Consider the following 21,296-nt stretch of genomic DNA (forward strand, 5'->3'; position numbering starts at 1 on the left):
TGTCTTTTTAAAGGTCATGAATTTTTCCATGAAAAGTATATAGTAACAAGAAACTACCTTGTTGCGCAACATGCGCTTTGTATAAACGACTCAATACATCATTAAGTTACCCTCAATATAATAACACTACTCATAAAAAATACCGAGGTCATCCATTAGTAAAACTGAAGGATAAATTAATGCTGTATCTACCCTGCCCCCTCCCGCAAAACAAGGGCTCGGACAAAATAATGTCCCAGCCCCTGTTGTTTTTGTAAAATTATTCATTTAAGATACTTATTATTTTGCATCACGATTTTGATTTAATTCATCAATGCTGACTACTACATTATCCATGCGTTTCGCTGTTTGTTTAAGAATATTACGTGCTACGTTGTTATTTGGATCTAATTTAAGAATTTGTTTAGAAATATCGAAAGCTTTCTTATCTGAAATAACAGGTTCAGGAATAGCGTGGAGTAATAACATTTGCAATAAGCTCTTCACTTCTTTGCCCTCAGTGAGTTTTATGGAAGATTCAGCATGGTAATAAGCAGAATCAAGTGCGCCTTCAACTTCACTGAGTGGATAAACCAACAGCAGGAAAGCTAAATCATGCAATTCAGAAGTTTCGCCTTCTTTCATCATGTCTAAAATGCATGTATAAAACATGACACTTTCGACATCATGTGCACTTGAAATATAAGCTTCTTCAAATTCCATAAAATCTGATTCGGACATTAATTGTTTGACTGATTCAAATTCGCCGTTTAAGACATGTCGCTTTATTAAATCTTGCATGGCAATGTCCTCCTATATTTGAACAGATTTTATTTGCAATTACTGTTATTCTACCACAATCTTTCCCAATTAACATTAATAACCTTAAAGGCCCCAATATATTTTTACCTATTTAAATTAAAAACTTTTTGTACGATACATCAAGTATAAGAAATACGGTGCACCAATCAAGGCTACGACTATCCCTGCCGGAATTCCGGACGGCTGCAGGATGACTTGTCCTAAAGAATCTGAAAATACCAATAGAAAAGCGCCGATGAAAATGGCAAGTGGCATAAATAATTGATGTCTAGGTCCGACAATTGTTTTAGCAATATGCGGTCCCATTAAACCAATAAAACTTATAGCGCCGCTTACTGCCACAGCTGCCGAAGATAATGCTACAGCGGTAAACAGTATAACCATACGTTCACGTCGCACATTAATTCCTAAACCTTGAGCAATTTGCGCGTTAGTATTTAAGATATTCAATATGTTCGCTTTAGTAAATAAAAATGGGATAATCACAATCAACCATGGTATCAGAGCACTCACAAAGCTCCAATCGTCTCCCCAAATATTTCCGGCAAGCCAAGTAGCCATGAACTCTGACTGATCACGGTCAAACTTAGACATTGCTGTCAATGAACCGCCAGAGAGCGCGGCAGAAAGTCCGACCCCCACTAATACCATACTTGCAGGTGTAATTCCTTTTTCTTTGGTATAACTGAAGTAAAAAATAATAGTAGCCGTCAAGATACCGCCAATAATACTTAATATCGGCAATACATAAATAAAGTTATCTGCGTTGACATGGCCAATTACTAAAAATAATGCAATTAAAAAACCGCTTCCCGCATTAATCCCTAGTATCCCAGGTTCAGCAAGCGGGTTATTCGTCACACTTTGCATCATTGCTCCACTCATACTTAGTGCGGCTCCTGCTAAAATAGTTATCAGCATCCGCGGTAATCTGAAATCTAATAAAATCAGACTATCTGTATATTCACATTGTCCAAATAATGTTTTGAAAAAAGTATTGACTGACATATGATATTCACCGGAAGTCACACTCCATACACATGCAGCAAACAACATGACAATAGTGATAACTAATGCAATGAGTTGTTTCATTCGTAATTTCGGTTCAATCATATCGTACGACCTCCTTTTCTAATTAAATAGATAAAGTAAGGCACACCGATAAACGATACAATTGCACCGACTGGAGCATCACCCAACATGCGAGCAACTGTATCAGCTAGCAATACCAAGAAACCGCCGAGTACTGCTGTTAAAGGAATGACTTTTGCATAGTCTGTTCCAATCAAGAATCGTACAATATGCGGTACAATGAGTCCGACAAAGGCAATTTGACCCACCATAGCAACAGCAATACCAGCTAAGAGCATCGTCAATATTAAGCTGATGGTACGAATCCATGTGACATTCTGTCCTAAACCTGTAGCTAAGCTTTCTCCTAAATTAAGAATAGTCAGCTGTTTACTTAAAAGAACGATTAGAATTACTGTCACAATAATAATAGGGGCGCTCCATTTCAACTGAACCCAAGTTGTACCAGAAACACCACCCATACTCCAAAAGTTAATATCTTGATTAAGTTTGAACAACAATGCGATTCCTTGGCTCAGGGCGGTTAAGAAGGCACTCACTGCGGCGCCTGCTAAAATGATACGAATCGGATTGAAACCATCTTGGCGTGAACGTCCCATCATCAGTACAATAGTTCCACCTAAAATAGAACCGACGAAACCAGCGATCATTAAGACACCAAAACTTGCACTTGGGTAGAAAGCATAAGTGACAGCCAACATAAAGCTTGCTCCTGCATTCAACCCAATTAAACTAGGGTCGGCTAAACCGTTTTTTGTTACACCTTGCACCACAGCACCTGCAACTGCTAGCGCCATACCGACTAATACCGCGCCTAAATCGCGCGGTATTCGGATTTCACTTATAATATTATGTTGTTCAATTGCTGGATTATAATGGAAGACAGCTTGATAGATTGTTGATAAGTGAATTCTTGCATCACCATATAAAATAGATATCAACAACATAATGAATAGTAAGAGGCAAGATAAAATAAATGCAGATGTGAAATTAATTTGTTTTTGTTTTTTCTGCTTTTGAGTCATCTAACTTTCCTCACACTTTTGAATAATGCTTACATAATAAATCATATGTGACGAGCATCGGTTTTCCTGTCCGTGGATCTGTACTTAATTCAGCATCAATATTAAATACTTGTTCTAAAATATCTTTCGTTAATACTTCGTGAGTTTCACCTGAAGAGACAATGTCTCCGCCTTTCATAGCGATAAGGTGGTCGGAGAAGCGGATTGCTTGGTTAATATCATGCAATACCATCACAATTGTAGTGCCATGTTCACGGTTTAATTCCTGAACAAGTTCCAAAATTTCTAGTTGGTGACTGATATCCAAGTAAGTTGTCGGTTCATCTAAAAAAATGATGTCAGTTTTTTGGGCTAAAGCCATAGCAATCCAAACACGTTGTCTTTGACCACCACTGAGGTCATTAATTGCGCGGTGTTTAAAGTCGTATGTTCCAGTTACTTTTAAAGCCCAATCAATTTCTTCTTTATCTTCAGCACTTAAACGTCCGAATCCCTTTTGATGCGGGAAGCGTCCATAAGATACTAATTCACCAGCTGTAAGCCCGTCAGCAACATCCGGAGATTGCGGTAAAATTGCAATTTTTTTAGCGATTTCTTTTGTAGATTGCGTGTGTATATTTTTACCATCTAATAAAATTTCGCCGTTTTTCACAGAAAGTAAGCGTGACAATGCCTTTAACAATGTTGATTTACCGCAACCGTTCGGTCCGATAATGGACGTCACTTTACCATCAGGAATTTCAACGTCTAAATCACTAACAATAACATGTTCCCCATATCCGATTGTTACTTGTTGACCGTTTAAACGATTCATCAATTTCTTTCATCCTTCCATTTTTTGAAAACAATTAATCAAGCCTTGAACTCAGATAGTTTTTCTGTTCTTCCCCATTCCAAGACTTTACTCAGTTTTCTTTCATCTCTTAAAAATATTTATCTCGTAAGATTGAATTAACTTTAGATTCAATCTAATAATGTTTATCTTAAGTTCTTTATCAATCACCTTAATGTAATTGATAATCATTATCATAGGATATATTATAACACCTCAGTGCTTATTTTCCTAACAAATCTTTACTTTAGATATGAAAAAACTGAGACAAGAAATGAATGTCTCAGCTTGCTTTATAATTAATAAAAATTAAATCTGTCTCGTTCTCAAAGTTACTCATCAGCTAAAAATCCGTTGCCATAAACATCACGCACGTCATGAATAACTAAAAAGGCATTTTCATCTAAACTGCGAATCAGTCGTTTAGCTTTGGAAACTTGAGTCTTACTAATGACTACATATAAGATTTCTTTATCTTCTTTAGAATAATAGCCGCGACCATCGATAATTGTGACACCACGACCTACTTTTTCATCTATAACTTTAGCTACCTCATCAGGGCGGCTGGAAATGATAGTCATAGCTTTCTTAGTGTTTAAACCTTCAATTACAAATTCCATAACTTTAGTTCCGATGTATAAGGAAATGATAGTCACCAAAATTTTATCCAGCGGAATAACCGTAATGGAGATGGCTACTACAATCAAATCGAAGAATAATAAAGCATACGATGTACTGACATCTAAGTACTTATGAGCTAAGCGAGCTAAAATTGTTGTTCCAGCAGTTGTTCCGCCGGCTAGGACGATCACTCCGATACCTAAACCAACACAAGAACCCCCAAAAACTGCATTTACCACAACGTTGCCTGTCTCAATATGCCATGATTCTGTCAATCCCAAGAAAACAGAAATTAAAACAGTTGCAATGATGGTTAAGAACATGCTCCGCTTACTTAAAAATTTATAACCGATGACAATTAAAATAGCATTCAACACAAAGTTAGTAATACCTGGTGACAAATGAAATGCGTAATATAAAACGATGGCAAGTCCGGTCACGCCACCTTCGCCTAGTTTACCTGAAATGATGAAAGTATTTACCCCAGCTGAAAAAACAAACGATCCAAATACTACTAACGCCAGGTCGCGCACTGTTTTTTTATTCAAAATGACCGCCCCCTTATAAAATTGTATAGACACTTAAATGTTAGCATAAGTCTTGTCGAGGCTACAATATAGCGATTTACATTTTAGCAACCACAATAGTTTGTAAATAATTCTGAAAATTTTGTTTACTTTCGATTAGCGGTTTGCTATAATAAATTTCAACTTCTTTAATCAATAGATTAAGGGAGTTATCTCCTTTGTGTTGTTTACAATAAACAAACAAAATTTTCGCTCGAATGCACGAACAGTACCTAGTCCTTACTGATTACGTGTATCAAATTCATTTCCCGTAAAAGACCAAGTAATGTTTGTGTCTCCCCACATTCATTTATTTGGTCTTTTCATATTATTAATCCCTCTTTCTTCAAAAAGAAAAAAACAATGCTCAACCAAAAGTTGAACATTGCTTCATGAAAATATCGACTTACCATGCAAACAATCCGACAAATGCAGCTGTAAGCAGGGAAACGAGTATACCTGATAATAACATCATCGGTACATATTTCGATACAAAATCGGATGTTTTCTGGTTGACGATTCCTTTTAGTGTTCCGACAATCATACCAATTGTGGAGAAGTTTGCGAATGATACAAGGAAGGTAGAAATAACGGCACGTCTATGTGGGTCATATGATTTAACCACATCTGAAATTTGTCCCATAACTACGAACTCATTGGTAACAATTTTCTTCGCCATTTGTTGCGCTACAATCCATGCTGTATCCCATGGCAATCCAAGAAGTAATGCAAATGGATACATAAATACGCCTAGAATTTGGTTGAGTCCGAAACTGCCTTTTACATGAATCCAACCGCCGATAATGCCTGTTATTAAATTGATGAAACGATCTAACAAGTCAGCTAATGCTACGAAACTGATTACAAATGCAATAATAATCAATACTAATTTCCCAGCATTAATAACTGAGTCACCTAAGAATGAGAAGAACGGTTGGCGTTGTGCGCCTTCTTCTTTAAGGTTATAAATAATATCTTCTCGTTCTTCTACACTGACTGGATTTAAAATTGATGTCACAATAATGGCGTTAATAATATTTAAAGGAATAGCAGTTAATACTAATTCGCCTGGAATCATAGTAACGTATGCCCCGACGATGGCACCCGACACTGAACTCATCGACATCATTGCAATGGTTAACACACGGACTTCGTTCATTCTTTTTAATTGTTCACTTGAAACAGCTAATGCTTCAGTGTTTCCTAAGAACATCATTTCAATACCGAAGAATGACTCGAATTTAGGCTGGCGCGTGACTTTCGCTAATAACCAACCCACTGCTCCGATAAATTTCGGTAAAATATTTAAATACATTAAGATATCAAATAATGGAACGACAAGTAAAATCGGGAATAATGCTGAAATTGCCATATCCATTTGTTTTTGGTTTACGAAGCTTGCAAATGCAAAACCAGTACCTGCATTGGCAGATTCTATTACCCAGGAAATACCATCCGCCATTTTAGATACGAACCAGTTTCCCCATGGGAAGAACACAAAGAACCATGCAAGAATTAAGTTAACAACGACTAAGATTACAACTGACTTCCATTGAATTGCTTTACGGTTTCTGGAAAAGAGCACTGCAATTCCTAAAAATACCGCCAGCCCAATAATATTGATAAGTAAGTACATATGACACCCGCCTTTTATTTTTCTGAAGTATGTATGAATAGATTATCACTCAAAAATGACTGCTTGTTTAAGCGCTCTTTTCTTTAAGCAATAGGATTCACATCATTATGGTTGATCGTATTTACAAAGATAATTTAAATGCTTTTTTAGTATATCATGTTGAAACGTACCTTTGAATTACATTTTTAAAAGTCAAATAAAAATACTTACCACGAAAGTTGAACTGTCATATTTTTTACTTAAATTAAAAAGGAAGGGGAACTTTAGTTTGTCTTGCCCCTTCCTTGAGTTAATTAATCTGTTAATTTTTGTGTCATCACAAATTCTTTATATTTCTTATGTGTTTCCATGAGTTCTTTATGTTTGCCGATTCCAGTTACATGGCCGCCATCTAAGAAAATAATTTGGTCTGCTTTCATAATGGTAGAAAGACGGTGTGCGATTACAACAGTCGTACGTTCCTCCATTAAGGTTTCTAAAGATTCTTGTATTTTCTTTTCACTTTCACTATCCAGATTGGCTGTAGCTTCGTCTAGCAAGAGAATATCTGGATTCTTCACGAAACTGCGTGCGATATCAATACGTTGTCTTTGACCGCCTGATAATTTCAAACCGCGTTCTCCAACCAAAGTATCGTAACCTTCATCGAACTCCATAATAAAATCATGACAATTTGCGAGTTTTGTATACTTTTCAAGCTCTGCATCAGTAACTTCTCGGTTAATACCATATAATATGTTATCGCGGATCGTACCGCTCATCATGGCATTAGATTGCATAACATAACCGATTTTATTTCTCCAATCAGACAAAGGTAATTGGTAAATAGATACTCCCGCATAAAGAATATCGCCGTGAGTAACATCGTACATTCTTTCAATCAAATTAAAGATTGTACTTTTACCTGACCCAGATGGCCCCACAAAAGCAGTTACCTTTCCTTTTGGAATTTCAAAATTTAAATCATGCAATACTTCTTTGACATCATAGCCGAAATCTACATTATCAAAAGTAAGACTGCCGTTAGATAAATCTTGATTTGTCGGCGCTTCAACTTTTTCTAATGGTTCTTGCATAATCTCATAAATTCTGCTGCTAGCTCCTACCGCCTTTTTATAATCCGTCATTAATGTAGAAAGATTAACTAACGGCATAGACAATTGGATGACATAGAAAATCATGGCAACCAATGTTCCGGCTGTAATAGCACCTGAAGAAATTCTTATGCCACCGAATCCAAGAATAATCCCGATAGTCAATAGCATAATCAAGCCAGAAATAGGTTGAATCACTGCAGCAATTTTAGCTTGTTTTAAACCTAAATTATAGATTTCTTTCAAATTCAAATGAGCTTTATCTAATTCAATTTGCTCTGTATTTGCCACTTTAACTAAGCGCATCTCTGTTAGGACACGTCCCAGCAAACCACTGAAGTTTGCGATTTCAGCTTGAGTACGAGTTGAAATTCGTTGCATTACTCTTCCTAAAGGTATCATTATCGCTACAAATAGAGGAATGGTAATAAACGTTAAAAGTGTCATCTGCCAATCCATAATAAAAAGCATGATTAACGAACCGATGAGTGTAATAACCGATGGCAATACATTCGGCAACTTTTGAGATACAAATTCATTGATAACTTTTGTATCATCCGTTAAACGGCTCATCAACTGTCCGCTTTCGTTCACATCAAAAAAGCGCATGCGCAAACGTATAATATGAGCCCATACTACTGATCGGATTGCATAAATTATTTTTTCACCAATTTTACTCAATAAATACAAGCCGATACCGCTTAATACAGCGTTCAACGCAAAAACAGCAACAAATATAAGAATAAATTGCATGTTAAATTGGCTGCCAGTGAATTTATCTACCATTCTTCCTGTAAATAAAGGGACCAGCAGTCCACTTATACTACCTAATGAAGAAATAGAAACTGCCACTATAATAAGTCCAAGCGGCCACTTTAATTTTTTCAAAAGAAATAATAAAGGATTGCTCTTCGTTTTTGTCTGTTCCATATACTTACCTCAACTGAATTATAAAATATCTTTACTTTAACTTTATGCTTTGCAAAATATTTACAGAACAAGGAATGTAAGAGGTCTGGCACTCTTCCGTCAGACAACCCTCAGACTGACCGACCTATCTCGATTGCCTTTGCAGAAGTGCACATACCTTGTTTCCAACATCTTTTGTGATAAACTAGTTCTGTTAATAAACTAATATTGAAGGAATGAAAGTTACGTTATGAAAAAAATAATATTAATAACTCTGCTGATATTCTTCGCAAGTACAATTATAACACCATTTTCAGAAGCAGCCACCAATACCCCCTCCCCTGCTGAAGTCGCAAATGAATATGGTTATAATATATCAGATGACTTCAATCCAGAGGGCGCTGTCAATATAAGTCAGACAGGACAAGTCTTATATGACTATCATATGAACAAAAAATGGTATCCAGCCTCCATGACAAAATTAATGACGATGTATCTTACGCTAGAAGCAGTTAAAGAACATAAATTATCTCTTGATGATAAAGTGAAAATTACTAATGATGATTATAGAATGTCTACATTACCTGAACTTAGCAATACGAAACTTTACCCGGGAGAAACTTATACTATCAAAGAACTTTTACAAATTACCGTATCGGCATCTAGTAATGCGGCAGCTTTAATTTTAGCTAAGAAAGTAGGAGGCAATACTTCAGATTTTACCGATCAAATGAATAAAAAAGCTAAAAAACTCGGTATGACTCAAACACATTTTGTTAATCCAACAGGGGCTGAAAATAACCTTTTGCAAAATTACGCTCCTAAAAAGTATAAAAATGAAATGTCTAGTAGAGCATCTGCTAAAGACTTTGCAATTTTGTCTCAAAGAGTTATCCAAGACACGCCTAAAATACTTTATTTCACTAAGCAATTAGCACCGACCCAACATGGCGTTACATACTATACCTTCAATTGGTCTCTCGAAGGCTCAGAATTGAGTTTGAAAGGAACGGATGGCTTAAAAACAGGCTCAAGCGATATTGCAGATTATAACCATACGATTACAACTAAACGTAATGGCTTCCGTATTGATCAAGCCATTATGGGCGCCGGCGATTACAAACATCTTGGTGGTGAGAAAGAACGTAATAAAATGGGGAACAGTATTATGAATCGTTCTTTCGATCAATATAAATATGTAAAAGTCCTTTCTAAAGGTGAACAAAAAATTAACGGTAAAAAGTATTTTGTCAAAAAAGATTTATATGATGTGTTGCCAAAAGATTACACGAAAAAAGATTATAAATTTGTAATCAAAGATGGGCAAGTGCATATTGATTATCCAAGACAATTTATTTCTAATCAATATGGTCCACCTTCTGTAGAAGTAAAAAGACCTTTAATACATGAAGCAACTACTTTCGCACAATCTTCATTTTCTGAACATCCTGTGTTGACCGTGCTAGGATTCGTCTTTATTATCGCTGCACTTGCCATTATTATTTTCTTAATTATTGATGGTATAAGACGTCGCAAAAAATAAACCGCTATTATAAAAAGAAGCTCGCTTGCAGTATTGAAAAAGTTGAATTTTCAGGTTCAACTTTTTCTCATTTACTGCAAAGTGAGCTTTTTATTTTGCATCTTTTCCATAAAGTTCTTTTTTAATTTGAGTTGTAGAAATACCTTCTGTACGTTTCAAGTAAACGACTTCACATTTATCTTTTAGGAAATCGAATTCACCTTCCCAATCATGCCCCATAACAAAAGTATCTACATCATAGCGTTCTACGTCGCGCTCTTTTTGTCCCCATCCTTCTTCTGGAATAACAAGGTCAACATAGCGGATAGATTCTAACATCATCTTACGCTGTTCATAATTATAATATGATTTTTTATTTTTAATACGGTTGAATTCGTCAGTAGAAAGAGCAACAATAAGATAATCTCCCATTTCTCTGGCTCTTCTTAACAGTTCAATATGGCCATAATGCAACAAATCGTATGTTCCATATGTGATGACACGCTTCATAATATTAATTCCTCCATTATTACTTCACTGTTTAAAAAATAACATACTTTCATTTTAAAATCATTATTTATTCCAACAATATATTAAACCAGCCATATACAATAGCTCGTCTTTTATTTTTTTAATGCTTTTTTCAATGCATGACGACCTCTGAACATTCCAATCTTAGATACGAGTTGCAAGTGAAACGCGATAAAGTTCGGTCGTCCAATTCCTACTTTATTCAATGCATCACGCCACTGGCTATATAGTTTAGGCGACCAGCCGATGCCGCCTCCTTCTACTACTTTAATAATTCTAAAAAGTGCATTTCCGTCGTAATGAGTTTTTTGCATACCTTCAATATATTGAATGACTGTATCTAAGAGCGCTTGAGTCACCTTTGGCTTTGCAGTAATATATGCTTGCAACATATAACTGACAATTAATTCATCCATGCGATAACTATAATATTCTTGAACATTCGGCATTCTTAAATAGTCCATGACACGTTGACGCACTTTAAAGGCATCTCTCATATAAGGGAAGAAACGTTCAACACTTTGAGCTGTAATTGAATTTTCTCTCATATTATAGCCTGCAATAATATCTGGGAGCAGTTGAATATCACGCGCTTGGTTAAATGCATGCGCCATATAAGTGTGTTCTTCGCAAAATACGATATCTTCATCAAAACGTAAATCTTTAAAGCGTGAACTGAACATTTTGTCACGAGGTCCGATAGATTGCAGCATCTCTGGACATTGCGTCAAGTTGACAACTTCGTCTTTTTTAATCGCTTCATGTGTAGGGAAAGTTCGCCATTCTCCATGAAAATCACGTCCTGTTTGACCGATTACAATTTCTACATCCTCATTAGCTTCATATCTGCGTGCCATTAAATCTATACGACTCGGAAGAAATTCGTCATCTGCATCTAAAAACATATATACATCACCAGTCATTTGAGATAGTCCTACATTTCGACTTGCGGCTGCCCCTTTATTTTCTTGGCTGATAATCTTCACGTGTTTATTTTCTTTTTGCAACGCTTCTAATGTTTGTAAAGTATTATCCGTTGAACCATCATTAATACAAATAATCTCATGGTCATATTTCGTATCAATTGATCTTACTGCACGTTTTACAACCTCTTCAGAATTATAAACGGGAATAATTATAGAAATTTTCATTACTTTTTCACCAATTCTCTAATATAGTTTGATATTTTGTCTAGTGTATCAGGAGTGCTGAAACTATGCCATTCTTTAAATAATGGTGGGTAATGTTCTGGCCCTTCTTGCAACTTATGCAATAGGTCATCTTCATTATAAGCTTTATAGGCTTCAGGGATTTCCCAATAAAAATGATTTAAGCCACGTTCTACTTCATACTCTGCTTGGTCATATACATAGAATAACACGGGTTTATTTAAGAAGCTTGCTTCAATTGCGAGCGAGCTGTAATCGGTAATAATAACATCCGCCATCAAGAACAATCGTTGCGTGTCAATTTTAGAAGATTCTCCTAATTTAAGTGCTGCAGGATGCAATTTATTAATCAAAGTGTACTCCGGTAGTGCATTTTCAAATTTCTCTTTATCAATCATGCGATTCGCTTGAAAATGTTCTCGGTAAGTCGGTACATAAACAGCGAGCTTCCCTTCGATTCCATATTGCTGTTTTAAAGCAGCTTTTTGTGCATCTAAATCTTTTGAAAAATACTGCACCATACGAGGCAAACCTAATTGGAGCATTTGATAGGGTTTGGCATTGTAGGCATTTGTAAAGCAAATTTCCATAGGTTTCCCACCGACTAAATAGCGATCTGTAGCCTGATAAACCCGCGTATATTGGTCCACCATTTTTTTATTAGTTAAGTCCACAGCATGATCTTTCAAACCGAAATATTTTAATGCACCCGTCGCATGCCACGTTTGAATGACAGTTTGGCCTTTTTTCTTATAGAAACCTCCCATTAGCAAATAATAATTATCGATAAAAATAACTTTCGCTGTAGAAAGCGCATTAATCTGTGCAAAAATATATTTATTACTATTATCAATGAAGCGAACACCCGGTAAATGCTTCACGCTGATTTTATCCATCGACTTTCCGATAACTGTAATGTCATAACCTTCTGCGTTCAGTCTTTTAATAATCGGCATTACGTCTTCCTTAAAGGTCATAAATATAACAATGTGGTTGGTATCTAATTTTCTCTTTTTAAAAACACGGTTTAATATACTGATAATCAGCAAATAAACTTTTTTTATTATTTGTCTCATTTCATATTACTCCCTCTGTCTTCATTCTAAAAAAACTCCAAACACGTCTTAACATGCTTGGAGTTATCTTAAGCTCACAATGCTTACATAAAGTCTGCAAATTGGTCTCTGTAACGCATGTGTAAAATTGAACCTACAAAGAACAAGAATAAGACAATAAATACATTGTATAAAGCGAGTTCCCAATGCTCGATGAAATACCATTTATGGAATAACAACGCTGCACGATAGGACTCAGCAATAAAATAAATTGGATTTAACATTAAAATCTTTTGCACAATTGATCCTGGTTTAGCAACCCATAAAATAGGTGATGCATAAAAGAGCACGCGCATTAATGCTTGCATCAACATTTGTGTATCACGGATCAGCACTCCTAAAGTCGAAGTAACAAGTGCAACTGCACACGTAAACAAGTATGCAAATGGTACATAAAGTAATAATTGAATAATATGAATGGTTGGATAGATTCCAGACGCTATACAGAATATGAAAACAATTAATAATAAAACAAGATGTCCGTATAATTTCGCTGTTACTGTATATGTTGGAATAATAGATAATGGAAAATTCATTTTTGCAACCTGATTATATTTCGAAACAATTGAACGTGTTCCATCTAAAATACCTTGGTTGATAAAGAACCACATACTGATACCGACAAGCATCCAATAAATAAACGGAATACCGTCTACAGGGGCATTCGTACGAATTCCAAATCCAAATACAAACCAATAAACTAAAATTTGAATGAGCGGATTGATTAATTCCCAAGCCATTCCTAAATAGTTATTGTGATTAGCTATTTTCAGTTCAAACTGAGCCAATCTATTAATTAAGTAAAAACCTTTAATATGTTCTTTAAGAACAGTTATTAGTGCTCCCATGATTAAACCACGCTTTCAAACGATTTGCGCATTTCACTACAAGTCATATGTAATATTTTTGTATGCCTAATATATCCATCTTAATATTATACGTAATTATAGTATAGATTGAAACAAATTTCATCAGTTTCAAGTTGAAAACATCTGCTATATTAAAATAATGACCTTTCTATCATTTAATGGTAAAATTTAGAACATTGATAAACATGTATTGCGTTTCTCTCACTTTCACGTACATATTATAATATAATGTAAATGATGACATGCAGTGCAGCATAATTAAGCAACGTAAAATGAGGACGGTTTTTTATGAAAGATATATCTGTAAAAATGGAGAATATAACAAAAGAATATCGCATTTATCGCAACAATAAAGAGAGAGTCAAAGATGCTTTGATTCCTAACCATAAAAATAAAACGTTTTACGCCTTGAATGATGTTTCTATGACCGCTCATAAAGGTGATATTATCGGCTTGGTAGGCATTAATGGATCTGGCAAATCCACATTAAGCAATATCATCGGCGGGTCCCTCTCTAATACCAGCGGCAATATTGAAAAACATGGCGAAGTGAGTGTTATCGCAATTAATGCGGGCTTAAATGCACAATTGACCGGATTAGAAAATATCGAATTCAAAATGTTGTGTATGGGATTCAAGCCTAAAGAAATTAAAGAACTCACTCCTAAAATTATTGAATTTAGTGAATTAGGAGAGTTTATTTATCAACCTGTCAAAAAGTATTCAAGCGGGATGCGTGCGAAGTTAGGTTTCTCTATTAACGTAACCATTGATCCGGATATTTTAGTTATCGATGAAGCCCTATCTGTAGGTGACCAAACTTTCACTCAAAAATCTTTAGATAAAATACACGAGTTTAAAGAAGCAGATAAAACCATCTTCTTTGTCAGCCATAATATTGGTCAAGTACGTGAATTCTGTACAAAGATTGCTTGGATTGAAGGCGGCCGTTTGAAAGAATTCGGTGATGTAGACGATGTTTTACCTCACTATGAAAAATTCTTAAAAGATTTTAAAAAGAAATCTAAGGCCCAACAAAAAGAATTTAAACAAGAATTAGACAAATCCCGCTTTGTCATGAAATAAGACTACATTTATTTACATATAATTTAAATGTAAATTGAGTTTGAAATACACATCAACTCGGGTAGATATATTCATGATTAAACTTAAACGAAGAAGCGTATTGCTTACTTTTTTAATTTTTTAAGCAAAAGCCTTTAAAATCTTTTCTAAAAGTATTATTATTAAATACAAGTGTATTAATAACAGGCATTGAAAATCCGCTCATTTTCAAGAATGTCGTGATACGTCAGCAAATGGCATTTTGTACAAGAGCTAACTCAATCAGCAGCTTTCCCCTGCTTCCTTTTTCTAAAATAAAGAAGAAGAGTATGGGCAAGCATAGACAAACATACAGCCTGTAAGTCATTATGTCATATCATTTCTTAAGTAAGCAGGTGATTGATATAGCTAGCAAGAATACTAAAAATAAAACTCAAGAATTTGCTAATCTCGTACGTGCATATCGGAAGGCACATATCGGTAAAGGTCCGGAACAAATCAAAGTTTTCTTTAAAGATAACTGGGCCATTGCACATATGACAGGCAGTTTGAGTAAAGTTGAAAATTTTTACTTACGCAACACCGAAAGTAAAGAATTTGAAAGAATGCTCAAATTTGGTCGTACAGAAGAAATTAAGCAGCTTTATAACCAACATCCTCCAACTGAAATGGAAGAATTGGTAGGCGCAAAATTTGTAAAATTATTTACAGATGTTAATCTAGAAGATGACGAGGTCATTTCAATCTTTGTATTTGACCGTTCAATCGAATAAATCAGGATTGGTGTAAGGTACTCGGTGCTGTTTACTAACCCGCTTTGAAACTCGTACTAACTTTTCAAGGAGGTGATATATGTAAACAGGATCGAGTTTTTTATTTTCCATATACAATTGAGTTGGAACTTATCATTATAAAACCCATTCATTTCTATAAAAATAAAACAATATACTATGCAATTTGCGCTCACCACAATATAACAAATTGCATAGCAAGCCCAAAACAAAACAACAATAAGAAGTCTTGATTCAGCCCATTCAGATGACTTCTTATTGATTGAAATCAGCGTCGAATATCTATTACTTGCGACCTCCTTTCCGAATAATAATGTGATTGAAATAATAATTCCTAAGCGTAAGTAATTCATCTGACCCTAAACAACCCTAACAAATAATAAAACCTGATAAGTTTCAACATTAGCATAAAATAGACTTATAACATCTATAAATTAATTGATGGTTCTAAAAATGCGTTAAAAATAATAAAACGCTCAAGGTACTGTAATAAGGTGTTATTATCACAGTAGTCTGCTGAACTGAATTCCCACAATTCATCACCACCAGCAGACCCCCTCAACTCAAGCTGGATATACAACACTATTACCGTACCAGCCCACAAACCCTTAAACGAAACAGAGTCACAAATCAGCTCTGTCCTATAACCATCGATAATAAATGCAGAATTGTATATGGAAAAGGGATGATAGCCCTTCATCCCATAAATCACACGACTGCTCAGATTGTCATAGCCCTTCAATCTGAGCACATACCCTTAATAAATAAGTAATAAAAATGTCAAATAACCTGTGTTCAATTAAGTTCCCTCAACTACTTAATTGAGACACATTCACTATAAAACTATAACCCTTAAACGAAAAACGCGTTGCAGCTACCCTTTCTACTGCAACGCGTATTTTTTATATAATTTTTAAAATCTCATTTTTCTAGTTTATTTCTATTCTCTTAAGCTTTAGACTTTTGAGGGTTGATTTTTGCCCATATTGTACGTACAAAGATAATAATTACCACTGCTAAACCAACATAACCTACAAATGGATAAATCATTGCAACCAATTTCCCAAATGGCAGCGATCCGCCAAGCATAAAGATAATGCCTAAAACAATTGTAACTGCTATTCCAAATTTAGCGGGTATTATTCGCATGAATTCATTTTTAATCAACCAATACATCGGTGCTGTTGTAGAATAAATCCCTAATAAGATACAAATTGAAAAGACTATCGCTACCCATGGACTAATAGTATCGCCTAAGTACAGTACAGGTACTTCTAGTTTCAATACTTTCGGATAATGTGCGAACATAGCAACAACCATTGCTAACACTGCAAGCATCAAGCCAGCTCCACCTAATATTCCAGCTGCAGCCGCTTCTTTCTTACTTCCAGATTGCTGACCTAACTGTGTGAAGAAAATTGTCCCTGCTAAAATGTTATAACAGAAGAACAATACACTTGATTGCCACCAATGTCCTGCTGGCTGTAAATCCTTAGCTGCTTGCGGCAATGTATCCAATGAAGGTAATGACCCGATATTTTTTAAAAATACTACTAAACAAATAGCGATAGTTAACACTACAATAACTGGGCCGACCGCTCCAATAATATCTACCAACTTCTTCAAACCAAAGATAACGGTTATCATTGTTATTAGCCCCATGCCTAGCAACCCTACTATTGTAGGTACACCGAAGTGTTCATGCGCAATTGCACCAGTACCTGAAATCATAATTACTACAATACTGAACAGGAATAACAATGTAAAATATTCAATTAATCTTCCAATAATTTTTCCGCAATACACTCTGAAAATATCTCCGGGATGTTCTAATTGCAATTCATATCCGCGGGTCATCAGTGTGACACCTAATGAACAAAAGAGAATAGCACTTAATACAATACCAGCAATACCCGCTTTTCCATAAGAAGCGAAGAATTGCATCACTTCTTGACCTGTCGCAAATCCTGAACCAATTAAGTAAGCCATGTATGCTCCACTTAATTTCAATACATTTTTCCAATCTATTTGTTGTCCCATCGTCTTAACCTCCTCTTACCATCCTTGTCCTGTTACTTGATATGCTTCTAGTCTCCCTTGTTCGAGCTCTTCGAAAGTTTCTTCTAAGATAGTCAATGCTTGATCGAGTTCTTCATCTGTAATAACAAGTGGCGGTTGGAATCTTAAGACGTTTCCTGCAACTGCTATGATGACAACGCCACGTTCATAGCAGCGATTGCAAATTTTCAACGCAGCATCGTTATCTCGCGTTTTCGACTTCTTGTCTGTTACAATATCTACTCCGATTGATAAACCTAAACCTCTTACATTGCCGATAAACTCATATTGTTCTTCCCAATCTTTCATTCGTGCTTTAGCATATGCCCCTTTTCTTGCTGCTTCATCTACTAAATTTTCATCTTCCATCATTTCGAGAGTTGCTACTGCTGCTGCACAACTTACTGGATTGGCACCCATAGTAAATAGATGAGCAGGAGCATCTAAACTGCTCATAATTTCTTCCCGTCCGACAATTGCAGACATCGGCATACCGCCTGCTAAGGATTTACCATAAGCGACTAAATCAGGTTCGAAGTTAAAGTGTTCAATCGAGCTCCATTTTCCAGTTCGTCCCATTCCTTGTTGAATATCGTCTACTGCTATTAAGATGCCATGCTCACGACATAAAGCTTCTAATGCCTCAAAATATCCTGGCACAGGCTCTAGTAAGCCTCCGTCTCCTTGAATAGTTTCTAACATGATACAAGCCACTTCTTCTGGCGGCAGATATTTTTCGAACATTTCTTTTAAAGGTGCTAAATACTCTTCTACAGTATTAGGTTCCGTACTATTAAACATGCCGCGATAACTGTCTGGGAATGGAATATGAGGGACGCCTGGCAATAATGGTCCTATTTTACGTCGCATATTCAAACTAATTGCAGATAACGAAATTGAGCCATAAGTCGAACCATGATAGGCATTTGTGAAACTGATAATATTAGGTCTTCCTGTATAAGCACGTGCAAATTTAATAATACCGTCGCATGCATCTGACCCTGTCAAACCGAAGATAACTCGCTTTTCAAAATCTCCAGGTGAAATATTGCAAATCTTTTCGGCTAATTCTGCTAATGGTTCATGATACATATACGCTGGAGTATAGTGAATCATTTTTTCAGTTTGTTCTTGGATAGCTTTTACTACTTGTTTTGGTGTATGCCCTACATTTTGAGAACTGGCACTTGATAACAAGTCAATATATTTTTTGCCATCTACATCCGTTAGAGTAGCACCATGTGCATGATCAATAATTAACGGATAATACGGTATACGTCCCGCTTTCGCAAAATATTTTTCATCTCGTTGAAATATCTCCTCAGCTCTTGTCATATCATCACATCTCCCTGTTTAATCCTCTTTCTTTAGTCCTTTTTATCTTAAAAACAATGAATATATGTAATATACAGTTAATCAGACGCTTTGTAAACAGATTATTTCAAATTTTCAGATATTTTAAACAGTTTGTTACCCTTTTGAAAAAAATATTGTAAAAAGTAAAATAATATATACGTTAAAAACCCCCTACTACAACAATAGTAAGGGGTTGAGTGTATCAAAAAGATAAAATTAAAATCTCGAAATTCAATCTAAATTTACTCTACTTTACTTAAGACATCCGCTTCTTCTTTCAATTGTTTCACGAAGTCTTCCACATTCACGCTATGCTCTTCTGATTCTCCACGTTTACGCACTGCTACTGTGCCATTTTCAACTTCATTATCTCCTACTACAAGAGTGTAGGGTACTTTTTTCAAATGCGCTTGACGGATTTTATAACCCATTTTTTCATCAGATAAATCAAGCTCTACTCTGAAGCCTTCTTTTTTCAAGCGGCGTTTCAAATCTTTGACAGCATCTAAATGCAAGTCTGCGTTTACTGGAATGACTTCTAATTGAACAGGTGCAAGCCATAATGGCAAGTTGCCTCCGAAGTGTTCAAGTAAAATACCGATGAAGCGGTCGCTTGAGCCATAAATAGCACGATGGATAACCACTGGACGTTCTTTCTCTCCTTCTTGGTTAACAAATGTTAAATCAAATTTTTCTGGCATTTGGAAATCAAGTTGTACAGTACCGCATTGGTGACTGCGTCCTAAAGCATCTTTGATATGAATATCAATTTTCGGACCATAGAAAGCGCCGTCCTTTTCATTTACAGTATAATCAAATCCATGTTGGTTCAATACGTTTTCTAGAGATTGTTCTGCAAAATCCCATAGTTCGATTTCACCCATAAAATCATCTGGACGAGTAGACAATTCGATGCTGTAATCAAATCCGAATACACTATAAACTTTATGAATTAAACCTAGTACTTCTAAAATTTCAGATTCGATTTGATCGCGACGAACAAAGATATGTGCGTCATCTTGATTAAAAGTACGGACACGGAACAACCCGTTTAATGAACCGCTCAATTCGTGACGATGCACTTGACCGAATTCTGCCATACGAATCGGCAAATCACGATAAGAATGTAAATGATTTTTATAAATCAACATGTGTCCTGGACAGTTCATAGGTTTCAAAGCATAAGTTTGTTCATCTACTTCAGTGAAATACATGTTCTCTTTATAGTGATCCCAATGTCCACTATTTTTCCATAAAGTTTCATCCATAATAAACGGAGTATAAACTTCTTCGTAATCACTTTCGAATTGTAATTGACGCAGCATATTTTGTAATTCTAAACGAATGACTTGGCCATTATGAGCGTAGAACGGCATACCAGGCGCATATTCTGAGAAAGAGAAGATATCTAATTCTTTGCCCAGTCGACGGTGGTTGACTTGTTCATATTTTTCAATAAATGCAAGATGGTCTTCTAAAGCTTTCGCATCTGCAAAAGCAAATCCAGCTATACGTTGTAATGACTCATTATTAACATCTCGCAACCAGTTTGTTGCTGAAATAGATTGTAATTTAAAGTTTTTAACTTTAGATAAGTTGGTTACAAGCGGTTGGTCAATCACTGCTTTGTAATCTCCATGTACAGCTACTGACACAGAACTTTCAGCTTGTTCGATATGATGTTGCATAAATGGATTATCTTTAAATAAATCTAATGCTTCTAGTTTAGGATACTCGCGTACTTCAATAGGATGATTGGCGCTGATCATTTTATTCAACGATTTAGTGATTACTTCTAAATCTGCAGCTTTCAAATTATTTGCTGCTTTAAAGTCGCAATAAAATTGTTCCTTATTAACACCAAAATCTGCTACTTCTACTTCATGTTTTGATGCTGCTTCTCCTACTAAAAATCCTAAAGTATAACGAATCGCTTCTAAGCCTTCTTTATCTTCGTAAGTAAAGAATTCAACTTGGCAATCTTTCTCGATTTGAGTATTCAAACCGTGTAATTCTCCATTTACAGATGCCATGGCTGCTTTTTTCGCAAAAGAACTGCCGATTTTCTGTGCAACTTGGTAAAGTGTTGTATTGGGTTCCACCTCCAATTTGCGTTGATCTGGTAAAGTTACGATGACTTGTTGTTCCATATTTATTGCCTGCTACTAAAAACATACTCAAATGTCATTAGAGGATTTCTCTTTTCAATGAGGTTGATTTCATTTGAAATCAGGTTTATGAACC

At 35.6% G+C, this 21,296-nt stretch carries 17 protein-coding genes; 3 read left to right on the forward strand and 14 right to left on the reverse strand.

Annotation, left to right across the window (positions count from 1 at the left end):
- Positions 1-279: 279 nt before the first annotated feature.
- From CKV71_RS10825 to CKV71_RS10855, 7 genes are all read right to left on the reverse strand, one after another.
- Entirely contained in the window at positions 280-780 is a 501-nt protein-coding gene (locus CKV71_RS10825; protein WP_095106683.1) for a hypothetical protein, read from the reverse strand.
- Between the two features lie 117 nt (positions 781-897).
- Entirely contained in the window at positions 898-1,914 is a 1,017-nt protein-coding gene (locus tag CKV71_RS10830) for a FecCD family ABC transporter permease (protein ID WP_095106685.1), read from the reverse strand.
- Entirely contained in the window at positions 1,911-2,918 is a 1,008-nt protein-coding gene (locus CKV71_RS10835) for a FecCD family ABC transporter permease (RefSeq protein WP_095106687.1), read from the reverse strand. The genes CKV71_RS10830 and CKV71_RS10835 overlap by 4 nt, the downstream gene beginning before the upstream one ends.
- A gap of 10 nt (positions 2,919-2,928) precedes the next feature.
- A complete protein-coding gene (locus tag CKV71_RS10840; RefSeq protein ID WP_095106689.1) occupies positions 2,929-3,732 on the reverse strand; it encodes an ABC transporter ATP-binding protein in 804 nt (267 codons plus the stop codon).
- A 350-nt stretch (positions 3,733-4,082) separates the two neighbouring features.
- The gene (locus CKV71_RS10845) at positions 4,083-4,919 is read right to left on the reverse strand and encodes a YitT family protein (protein WP_095106692.1); all 837 of its coding nucleotides are present in this window, start codon (positions 4,917-4,919) and stop codon (positions 4,083-4,085) included.
- Between the two features lie 424 nt (positions 4,920-5,343).
- Entirely contained in the window at positions 5,344-6,573 is a 1,230-nt protein-coding gene (locus tag CKV71_RS10850; RefSeq protein ID WP_095106696.1) for a NupC/NupG family nucleoside CNT transporter, read from the reverse strand.
- 293 nt (positions 6,574-6,866) lie between these two features.
- Positions 6,867-8,597 carry an ABC transporter ATP-binding protein gene (locus CKV71_RS10855; protein WP_095106700.1) on the reverse strand — a complete coding sequence of 577 codons (1,731 nt, stop codon included), beginning with the start codon at positions 8,595-8,597 and terminating at the stop codon, positions 6,867-6,869.
- 229 nt (positions 8,598-8,826) lie between these two features.
- Here CKV71_RS10855 and pbp4 point away from each other — a divergent pair, with 229 nt between their 5' ends.
- On the forward strand, positions 8,827-10,119 hold the full coding sequence (pbp4, locus tag CKV71_RS10860) for a penicillin-binding protein PBP4 (protein ID WP_095106702.1): 1,293 nt from the start codon (positions 8,827-8,829) through the stop codon (positions 10,117-10,119).
- A gap of 90 nt (positions 10,120-10,209) precedes the next feature.
- Here pbp4 and tagD read toward each other — a convergent pair whose 3' ends face one another.
- From tagD to CKV71_RS10880, 4 genes are all read right to left on the reverse strand, one after another.
- On the reverse strand, positions 10,210-10,608 hold the full coding sequence (gene tagD, locus CKV71_RS10865; protein ID WP_095106704.1) for a glycerol-3-phosphate cytidylyltransferase: 399 nt from the start codon (positions 10,606-10,608) through the stop codon (positions 10,210-10,212).
- A 113-nt stretch (positions 10,609-10,721) separates the two neighbouring features.
- Positions 10,722-11,780, reverse strand: a complete 1,059-nt coding sequence (locus CKV71_RS10870) for a glycosyltransferase family 2 protein (protein WP_095106706.1) — start codon at positions 11,778-11,780, stop codon at positions 10,722-10,724.
- The gene (tarB, locus tag CKV71_RS10875) at positions 11,780-12,874 is read right to left on the reverse strand and encodes a teichoic acid glycerol-phosphate primase TarB (RefSeq protein WP_095106708.1); all 1,095 of its coding nucleotides are present in this window, start codon (positions 12,872-12,874) and stop codon (positions 11,780-11,782) included. The genes CKV71_RS10870 and tarB overlap by 1 nt, the downstream gene beginning before the upstream one ends.
- Positions 12,875-12,957: 83 nt before the next feature.
- A complete protein-coding gene (locus CKV71_RS10880; RefSeq protein ID WP_095106710.1) occupies positions 12,958-13,761 on the reverse strand; it encodes an ABC transporter permease in 804 nt (267 codons plus the stop codon).
- Positions 13,762-14,070: 309 nt separating this feature from the next.
- Between CKV71_RS10880 and tagH the strand changes: the two genes are divergently transcribed.
- Together tagH and CKV71_RS10890 are read left to right on the forward strand one after the other, a co-directional pair.
- A complete protein-coding gene (gene tagH, locus CKV71_RS10885) occupies positions 14,071-14,868 on the forward strand; it encodes a teichoic acids export ABC transporter ATP-binding subunit TagH (RefSeq protein ID WP_095106712.1) in 798 nt (265 codons plus the stop codon).
- Positions 14,869-15,215: 347 nt separating this feature from the next.
- Entirely contained in the window at positions 15,216-15,620 is a 405-nt protein-coding gene (locus CKV71_RS10890) for a Na-translocating system protein MpsC family protein (protein ID WP_095106714.1), read from the forward strand.
- A gap of 966 nt (positions 15,621-16,586) precedes the next feature.
- On the opposite strand, the gene CKV71_RS10900 is transcribed toward CKV71_RS10890, so the two are convergent.
- The 3 genes from CKV71_RS10900 to thrS form a co-directional block, all read right to left on the reverse strand.
- On the reverse strand, positions 16,587-17,678 hold the full coding sequence (locus tag CKV71_RS10900) for a YkvI family membrane protein (protein ID WP_095106718.1): 1,092 nt from the start codon (positions 17,676-17,678) through the stop codon (positions 16,587-16,589).
- A 15-nt stretch (positions 17,679-17,693) separates the two neighbouring features.
- Positions 17,694-19,031: an aspartate aminotransferase family protein gene (locus CKV71_RS10905; protein WP_095106720.1), complete on the reverse strand. Its 1,338-nt coding sequence runs from the start codon at positions 19,029-19,031 to the stop codon at positions 17,694-17,696.
- A gap of 263 nt (positions 19,032-19,294) precedes the next feature.
- Entirely contained in the window at positions 19,295-21,202 is a 1,908-nt protein-coding gene (gene thrS / locus CKV71_RS10910; RefSeq protein WP_095106721.1) for a threonine--tRNA ligase, read from the reverse strand.
- Between the last annotated feature and the right edge of the window lie 94 nt (positions 21,203-21,296).

The organism is Staphylococcus piscifermentans (assembly GCF_900186985.1).
Lineage (GTDB): Bacteria > Bacillota > Bacilli > Staphylococcales > Staphylococcaceae > Staphylococcus > Staphylococcus piscifermentans.